The organism is Burkholderia sp. SIMBA_051 (genome assembly GCF_046534915.1).
Taxonomy (GTDB): domain Bacteria; phylum Pseudomonadota; class Gammaproteobacteria; order Burkholderiales; family Burkholderiaceae; genus Burkholderia; species Burkholderia ambifaria.
Map to the genome: position 1 here is coordinate 1 of NZ_JAWRXS010000196.1, position 278 is coordinate 278.

At 62.9% G+C, this 278-nt stretch carries 1 protein-coding gene; it reads right to left on the reverse strand.

Annotated features, from left to right (window positions below; translation table 11 throughout):
* Window positions 1–11: 11 nt before the first annotated feature.
* The coding region (locus tag SB771_RS34150; protein WP_410721937.1) for an HNH endonuclease at window positions 12–278 on the reverse strand (267 nt) is incomplete at its 5' end.

Consider the following 278-nt stretch of genomic DNA (forward strand, 5'->3'; position numbering starts at 1 on the left):
CGCGGTACGTTTCAGCGCTTGCGCCGGCTGCTGCGCGTACGCTCGTGAAACCCATCGGGCTTCGTGCGTACCCAGTTCACGAAAGCGCTGACTTGTTCGTTTTCGAGCAGGCGATCGACGGATGCATAGGTTGTCGCCAGCTCGCGCTCCGAAAAGAGCGCATGCAACTGCCGATGGCAGATCCGGTGCAGCGTGACCGTTTCGCGGCCGCCTTCGGCCTTCGGAACCAGATGATGCTCGTCGCGCTGATCGGCTGGAATCGCGCGGCCACACAACGG